This is a genomic window from Rickettsia endosymbiont of Culicoides newsteadi (genome assembly GCF_002259525.1).
Taxonomy (GTDB): domain Bacteria; phylum Pseudomonadota; class Alphaproteobacteria; order Rickettsiales; family Rickettsiaceae; genus Tisiphia.
Map to the genome: position 1 here is coordinate 1 of NZ_MWZE01000060.1, position 6,887 is coordinate 6,887.

Genomic DNA, 6,887 nt, shown 5'->3' on the forward strand with positions numbered 1-6,887 from the left:
TTCTTTGAATTCTAGAGCTATGTTTAGCTTCACTCTTAATTCCAAGTGCCATGTTTTTACCGCTAACGGAGCAATTCTCAATTAGACTCATAATCATTCCAGAAAGACATTCTAGCCTTGATTTTTTCCAAGAAAAGTTTAGTATCAGTGACTGAAGTAGTATATTGTGCATAGTCAGAAAATACACTCTTATACTACTTCAACCTCCCATATACAATACCTTTGCAGAGTATTTATTACAAAAATTGTAGGGTACTATGCGTTGCCACTCGTCGCTTGTCTATTACTTATAGGTATTGTTCCTAGCCCCAATGACTATATAGCTTAATATGATAAAATAGTATAAAAATGAATTTTAATGCAAATTGCTAAAATATTATTGCCATTGGCTAATCTTTTTCCATTGGATTATTCAATTCCAAATGAATTAGAATTAGCTATAGGGGATTTAGTAATAGTCCCTTTTAGAAATAAGGAATTAACTGGTATAGTATGGCAGTTAGATATTGAAGTTTCAGAGAAATATAACAAAATCAAATCTATTAAACAGAAAGTACCACTTGAATTTAAACTTAATCAAGAGATATTATCGCTAATTAAGTGGGCTGCTAATTATTACATGGTAGAGCTTGGTTCAATTGCAAAGTTGGTTTTACCAATTGATATTGCTGAGCAACCTATAAAAATAAAACATCAAGAATTAAATAAAGATTTTACTTTACCACCCCTCTCAATAGATCAACAAAAGGCACTTTCTCTATTAAGTCAATCAGATAAACCATCAATTATTAAGGGAGTAACCGGATCAGGTAAAACAGAAGTTTATTTTCATTTATTAGCTAAATATTTGAGGCAAGGTAAGCAAATATTGATAATGTTACCAGAAATTGCTTTAAGTCAACAAATTATAAATCGTTTTATAGAAAGATTTGGCTTTAATCCAATAATATGGAATTCGGCAGTTACTAAAGCTCAGAAAAAGATGATTTTAAGAGGTTTGCTGAACAATGAAATTAAAGTCATAATTGGTGCTAGAAGTAGTTTATTCTTACCGTACCCTAGTCTTGGATTAATTATTATTGATGAAGAGCATGATAGTTCTTATAAGCAAGATGATGGTATATTATATAATGCTCGTGACGTAGCAATATTGCGGGGAAGCCTATCTGCAACAAAAGTAGTATTATGCTCAGCTACTCCATCTATTGAAACAATTTATAATGTAAATACAGATAAATATCAATTAATTGAATTGTCAAGTCGTTACCAAGATGCAACTTTACCAAAAATTCAAATAATAGATATGAAGAAGGAGAATTTACCAAAAAATTCTTATTTATCTACAAAGTTAATAGAGTCAATTCGTGAAAAACTGGCAAGCAAAGAGCAAGTATTATTATTTCTAAATCGTAGAGGTTATGCTCCGTTAATGTTGTGTAAGCTTTGTGGTTATCGTTTTACTTGTAATTATTGTTCTGCTTGGTTAGTGGTACATAAATCTAGTAAAAAACTTGAATGTCACCATTGTGGTTATCAGAGTAGGATTCATATTGTTTGTCCAGATTGTTTAGAAAAAGATTCTTTAACTATCTGTGGTCCTGGAATTGAGAGAATTGAAGAAGAAACTAGGAGTATTTTTCCTGATAGTAAAATTGCTGTAATTAGTAAAGATTATGCTCAAAAATCTAAAGACATACAAGAATTACTATATAAAATGGAGAATTTGGAAATTGATATTTTAATTGGTACTCAGATGATTACTAAAGGTTATCATTTTCCCAATCTTACCTTAGTGGGTGTTATTGATGCCGATCTTGGAACAGTTAATAGTGGAGATTTACGATCAAGTGAACGTAACTATCAGTTACTTCATCAAGTTGGAGGTAGGGCAGGAAGAGAAGATAAAAAAGGTGTAGTATTAATGCAAAGTTATTATCCAGATAATGCTATATTTAGCTATATAAAAAATGGAGGAGATCAATTTTTGCAATATGAGCTTAAAACAAGACAAGCAGAAAATATGCCACCTTTTACCAAAATGGCATCGATAATTTTATCTGGAAAAAGCGAGCATAAAGTGTTTGAAATATCCAGGAATTTAGTTGCCATTGCTCCAAAAAGTTCAGCACGAATACTTGGACCATCTAGTGCATTAATGTCTAAATTATCAGGAAAATTTCGCTATCGTATCTTAATCATAGTAGATAGGAAATTTAATCTACAGAAATTCTTGCAAATATGGTTAAGTTTAATCAAAATCCCCTCTTTTTGTCACTTAAAAATAGACATTGATCCTAAGAGTTTTCATTAATTAGTTATCGCAGGCAATATCCATATATCATACAATTTTTATTTATTTCCTTGTGATGAGTAGAAAGATGATCGATAATAGTTATTGCGAGGAGCCGCTTTGCGGTGGCACGGCAATCCAAAAAATGGTCAGGAATGGATTGCTTCTTGGCTTAAGCCTTTTCGCAATGACGTTGATACTTCAGATGGAGTCAGAAATGATTAACACCAACAATAAATACATAGTTTGATATGAGTAAATATGTAGAACTAAATGATGCTAAGATAAGTTTTTGCCTAGCTCAATCACGGGATGGAAAATTAATAAAATCTTGGTTTGATAAACCACATGTTAAACATTATTGGGACAATAGTAGCGATCTATTGGAAAATCTACAGAATTACTTGCAAGGTACGAAAGATATTTTTGATTATTGGCTAGGCTTTTATGATATGCAACCCTATGCGTTAATAATGACATCAGATGCAAACGACTCTACACCGGAACATCTACTACCTTGGGTTAAACCTAAGGAAATCACTTGGACTATAGATTTTATGATAGGACAAGAAAATTTTCTAGGATTGGGTTTAAGCTCAATGACCTTAGCAAGATTTATAAATACAACAAAACAAGTTAGCACTTGGATAATTGATCCTAGTGAATCAAACCATAAAACAATTAGTGCCTATAAAAAAGCTGGTTTCAAAATAGTTGATAGTTTTGCTCCATCTACAGGCTACTTTAAGGATGTACCACATTATTTAATGATTCTAAAGAATTATAGCTAATCCGAACGTGTTCTTGATACCATTATTAGTTCCTAAATGTCTATTAGCGAGAACACATAGTGAAAGTGGATATTGATATTGAATTCATAATGGCAAGATATTAGACCTCTTTTGAAACTCTACTTTTGCAATGACTAAAAATAAGAGCAAATACCATGTTAACTAAAGAAACTAAATTAAAACTATACGCTTCTGCTTTGAAAAGTATCAAATTATGCAATAAATATATTGCTTCCATACTACTACTATTACCCTTAATGGCAAATGGTAAAATTGTTAAGACTAATAGTTTAGAGCAAATAAATAATGAATATCAAGAATTATGCAATAATTATCCTCCTGAGGATATCCTGTTGGTTATAGGGAGAGACAAAGTTATATTCAAATCATTCTTTCCACCAATTAACCAACTGAATAAAAATGAATTATCTAAACTATCTGAATTATTTAAATCAGTTAAAGCATCAAAGGTAGTTTATATTGATACAATATTGTTTACAGAGTATAAAAATGAGTTATTAGATAGTAATTTACCTAAATTTATAAAAGGTATAATGGATAAAGGCAGTCCAGTAATTGTTAGTGACCATAGCTTAACTGGTAACTTTAACAATATAAAGAAACTAGAAATATGGAAGGCTGATTATTTAAAAAAATTCAATATTGACTTATCTAATAGTTTCCCTCAACATAATTATCTTATTTTTAATAATATGGAGCCTTTCGATAATACTTATCAGACATTTTATCAAGGTATATTGAGCAGCAATAATAGTCCTCTATTTCGGTTAATATTAAACTTTTTAATAGAAGTGAAATTCGTGCCAAAAGTTCTAATAATGGTTGATGAAAATTCTAGTGAGCTAATTTCGATGGAAAGTCAACTTAAAAATTATGACGATAATGTGATGTTTATTGGTTATAATTATCGATTATCTGATACAAAAGAATCAATATTTAACTCTCGTGATTTTGTAAAATTATTTAGTGAGTTGATTAATAAGATAAATGCTACAAAAAGAAGCAATGTTAAAATTAAGAATCAGAAAAACATAAATCCATATGACAATAAAAAATAACCTTTTATTAAAATTGTTAGACCTCCTGCATAAGTCAAAATTATTATTAATTCTTGTTATGCTACCATATACGAGTTATGCAATAATCATTCCCACTTATTCTATAGATTCTGTTACGGTAAAAAATTTATTTGAAAAAATTAATGGATCTAGCTTAGTGCTAATCAATATTGATGATACAATAGTTACGCCTAAGTCTAATATGTTTCGTTATGCCAATCCTTATGGGGGGTTTATCGAGGAGCTTGTTGCTTTAAAAAAGTATCGTTCCAATATAGATGAAGTAATTGCTAAGTTGCTACTACAAAGACAAGTTATGTTGGTAGAAGCTAATTGGTCGAAATTTATTGATAAGCTAAAGAGTTCTGGGGCTTTGGTTTTTGGCTTTACTAAAATTAACCCAGCATGTAGAAGGATTGAAAATTATGAGGAATGGCAGTATGAGCAACTACGTAGACTTGGTATTAAATTTACTGATAAAGTTAATAATAAAGAAATATTAAAATTTGATGAGACTGATAAAAAATCACCAATTTTTTATAAAGGCATAATATTTACTGATGCTTTAAATAAAGCTCAGGCACTATATGAGTTTATGCGTATCACAAATATTTTACCTGATAACATTATAATTTTTGAGAATAAAAGAAGTGAATTAAAACATATAGATAATTTTCTAAAGACATTTGATCTCAATTATTATGGTATAGAATATTTAGCTGCTACAGAATTAAAGGGTACTCCACAGGATAATATAGTGAAAGTTCAACAAGAAATATTATTAAAAACAGGAAAGTGGTTAGAAGATGATGAGGCTAAGCAATTTATAGAAAATAACAAATGATAGTTAATTTAATTAGATCGTTAAAAAGTTTAATTACCGATGCTGGAAGAATTGCTCTAATGACAAGAGATTTAGGGCTAATAGTTTGTTATAAAGATGATAATTCACCTGTAACAAATGCTGATAAAGAAATTAGTGATTTTATATATAATGGTTTAACAAAGTTAACACCAAATATTCCTGTAATTTGTGAAGAGAGAGAGCCAGTTGCTTTAAATAAAGAGCAATTTTGGTTAATTGATCCGATTGATGGGACAAAAAGTTATGTCAAAGGTGAGGATACATATACAGTAAATATTGCCTTGATAAAAAATGGTATGCCTGTTATTGGCTTTATCTATCAACCATCCATACAGAAATTACATTATACAGATGTTAATAATATTTTGCGAGTTGAACAAAATGATGTGGCAGTAAGTTTTGACGTCTTACCTAGAAATCATTATAGTGCTGTTGTTAGCTCACGCTGTTCCAATTCAGAGATTAAGAAATTTTTAGAAAAACATTTAATTACCGAAATAGTTAGCATACCAAGCTCTATTAAATTATGTTTAATAGCAGAAGGGAAAGCCGATATTTACCCCAAATTTGGGACAACTATGGAATGGGATATCGCAGCAGGTCATGCACTAATTAAAGCTAATGGTGGAAATGTTGTTGATCTAGATGGCAATGAATTAGTTTATCAAAAGAAGAATTTCCAGAACCCTCATTTCTATGCTTATAGTCGATATTTCCCTATTCTTACTTCATTGTAATAACAAAGAAAAATATTTATGTTTTTCTTAATGATATAACATGTTATAATATGTTATATAGTAAATAACTAAATAAATAGGAGGTTTAATATGAATTTTAATATTTATATCAACGATCATTTATATAACGAGCTAGAGCAGCAAAGACAATTATCAGGTAGAAGTAGAAATAGCATAATAAATGAAGCATTAACTGACTGGATTAATAGTCATAAACAAACAAAATGGTCAGAAGGCATTTTTAGTTTTGATAAAGACACAAGAGATTTATACCCAGATACAAAGGAATTAAGGCAAAGTATTTTAGAACCAAAAGATCACAAGTTTTAATGAAATATAGGACAACATAATGAAATACCTTCTAGATACTTGCACAATATCCTTTTTTCTCAGAGGACAGGTTAATGTTATAGAACAAATGCAACAGGTTAGTCCTAGTGACTTAAGTATATCTGTTGTAACTTTATTGGAGATAGAATATGGTTTTAATATAAAACAAAGTCAGCAGATGAATAAGCTGTATAAGAAATGGCAAAGCCTAGTAAGTCTTATTAGTATCTTACCATTTAATGATGGTACTGCAATAATAGCAGCTGCAATTAGAGCATTGCTAAAGCAGCAAGGTAAGTCTATAGGAGCATATGATGTTTTAATAGCCGCCACCGCATTAGAGCATAAAATTATTTGTGTTACTAATAACTTATCAGAATTTCAACGTATTAAAGAATTAGAATTATTAGATTGGACTGTTGGCACTTAAAGAAATTAATAGAAGAATATTATGGATTTAGTAATACATACATTTGGTTATATTGACGTGTATTATAGTCAATTGATGAGAAGTTGGGGACGTCGTCACTCGTCTCTCGCCTATTACTTATAGGCGTCGCTCCATCGCTCCTGCTACCCAATTCCCCTGAAATAATGGTATGGACCTACCCTATATACAGAATGAGAAGCATATGCTAATCTTCTAGGATAGGAAATGAATCCTAAACAACAATAAGGAGGCCCATATGGAAGTTACCACAATTGGTATAGATATTGCAAAAGAATTTTTCAAATTCACGGTGTAGATAAAAATGGTAAGACAATATTAAAGAAAAAATTAATGAGAGAGCAGGT

8 protein-coding genes and 1 pseudogene are annotated in these 6,887 nt (G+C 30.3%); 8 read left to right on the top strand and 1 reads right to left on the bottom strand.

Annotation, left to right across the window (positions count from 1 at the left end):
• The first annotated feature begins 358 nt into the window (after positions 1 to 358).
• The 7 genes from RiCNE_RS04810 (at position 359) to RiCNE_RS04840 (ending at position 6,522) form a co-directional block, all read left to right on the top strand.
• The gene (locus RiCNE_RS04810) at positions 359 to 2,311 is read left to right on the top strand and encodes a primosomal protein N' (RefSeq protein WP_094649470.1); all 1,953 of its coding nucleotides are present in this window, start codon (positions 359 to 361) and stop codon (positions 2,309 to 2,311) included.
• Positions 2,312 to 2,541: 230 nt separating this feature from the next.
• On the top strand, positions 2,542 to 3,081 hold the full coding sequence (locus RiCNE_RS04815) for a GNAT family N-acetyltransferase (protein ID WP_094649471.1): 540 nt from the start codon (positions 2,542 to 2,544) through the stop codon (positions 3,079 to 3,081).
• A gap of 155 nt (positions 3,082 to 3,236) precedes the next feature.
• Positions 3,237 to 4,160 (top strand): DUF2608 domain-containing protein, encoded by a 924-nt coding sequence (locus tag RiCNE_RS04820; protein WP_094649472.1) that lies wholly within the window; start codon positions 3,237 to 3,239, stop codon positions 4,158 to 4,160.
• 58 nt (positions 4,161 to 4,218) lie between these two features.
• The gene (locus tag RiCNE_RS04825) at positions 4,219 to 5,004 is read left to right on the top strand and encodes a DUF2608 domain-containing protein (RefSeq protein ID WP_157905684.1); all 786 of its coding nucleotides are present in this window, start codon (positions 4,219 to 4,221) and stop codon (positions 5,002 to 5,004) included.
• Entirely contained in the window at positions 5,001 to 5,762 is a 762-nt protein-coding gene (locus tag RiCNE_RS04830) for a 3'(2'),5'-bisphosphate nucleotidase CysQ family protein (protein ID WP_094649474.1), read from the top strand. Before RiCNE_RS04825 ends, RiCNE_RS04830 begins: the two co-directional genes overlap by 4 nt.
• A gap of 90 nt (positions 5,763 to 5,852) precedes the next feature.
• Positions 5,853 to 6,092: a hypothetical protein gene (locus RiCNE_RS04835; RefSeq protein ID WP_094649475.1), complete on the top strand. Its 240-nt coding sequence runs from the start codon at positions 5,853 to 5,855 to the stop codon at positions 6,090 to 6,092.
• Between the two features lie 19 nt (positions 6,093 to 6,111).
• Positions 6,112 to 6,522 (top strand): PIN domain-containing protein, encoded by a 411-nt coding sequence (locus RiCNE_RS04840; protein ID WP_094649476.1) that lies wholly within the window; start codon positions 6,112 to 6,114, stop codon positions 6,520 to 6,522.
• A gap of 19 nt (positions 6,523 to 6,541) precedes the next feature.
• Here the strand turns inward: RiCNE_RS04840 and RiCNE_RS08315 are convergent, their stop codons facing one another.
• The gene (locus tag RiCNE_RS08315) at positions 6,542 to 6,673 is read right to left on the bottom strand and encodes a hypothetical protein (RefSeq protein ID WP_157905685.1); all 132 of its coding nucleotides are present in this window, start codon (positions 6,671 to 6,673) and stop codon (positions 6,542 to 6,544) included.
• A 105-nt stretch (positions 6,674 to 6,778) separates the two neighbouring features.
• On the opposite strand from RiCNE_RS08315, the pseudogene RiCNE_RS08040 reads away from it, so the two are divergent.
• Positions 6,779 to 6,887: pseudogene (locus RiCNE_RS08040) on the top strand (IS110 family transposase); the annotation flags it as partial.

Coding starts and splice junctions, on each gene's coding strand:
- RiCNE_RS04810 (WP_094649470.1), top strand. CDS start 359: ATGCAAATTGCTAAAATATTATTGCCATTGGCTAATCTTTTTCCATTG.
- RiCNE_RS04825 (WP_157905684.1), top strand. CDS start 4,219: ATGCTACCATATACGAGTTATGCAATAATCATTCCCACTTATTCTATA.
- RiCNE_RS04840 (WP_094649476.1), top strand. CDS start 6,112: ATGAAATACCTTCTAGATACTTGCACAATATCCTTTTTTCTCAGAGGA.
- RiCNE_RS04835 (WP_094649475.1), top strand. CDS start 5,853: ATGAATTTTAATATTTATATCAACGATCATTTATATAACGAGCTAGAG.
- RiCNE_RS04820 (WP_094649472.1), top strand. CDS start 3,237: ATGTTAACTAAAGAAACTAAATTAAAACTATACGCTTCTGCTTTGAAA.
- RiCNE_RS04830 (WP_094649474.1), top strand. CDS start 5,001: ATGATAGTTAATTTAATTAGATCGTTAAAAAGTTTAATTACCGATGCT.
- RiCNE_RS04815 (WP_094649471.1), top strand. CDS start 2,542: ATGAGTAAATATGTAGAACTAAATGATGCTAAGATAAGTTTTTGCCTA.